Annotated in this window: 1 protein-coding gene; it reads right to left on the bottom strand. The window is 57.1% G+C overall.

Features of this window, described 5'->3' with window-relative positions:
* Positions 1 to 324 (bottom strand): alginate O-acetyltransferase AlgX-related protein (locus KDM89_RS21110; protein WP_438947539.1); only part of this gene is annotated, 324 nt, incomplete at both ends.

The raw sequence follows: 324 nt of genomic DNA, 5'->3' as shown, positions 1-324 counted from the left end.
GGGCGCTGTATCATGCGTTCCGGTATTTCCCACAGCACCAGCTTAGGGGCTTCCTGACTGAATTCCTTGCTATGGAAATAAGCTTGCGCAGCACCGTCGAAGGCACCGCCATCTTTCGCCAGATTAGCGACCGGCGCACCGACATGACGGCTCAGGAAAGGCACAAAATTACCGCGCAGGCTAAACGAGGTACCGATCAGCGATAAGGCGGGTAAGCCGCTGTCACCAAACAAATCATCGCTATGGACCACCACCGGTGCGACTTCGCTGAGGGTGGTGATTTCAGTCGCCGGTCTGACCCAGGCTGGCACATCTTCCAGGCTG

Source organism: Cognatundibacterium luofuense, from assembly GCF_018139685.1.
GTDB lineage: Bacteria > Pseudomonadota > Gammaproteobacteria > Burkholderiales > Burkholderiaceae_D > Undibacterium > Undibacterium luofuense.
The sequence above is the reverse complement of the archived record's forward strand: the minus strand, read 5'-3'. Positions and strand labels throughout refer to the sequence as shown.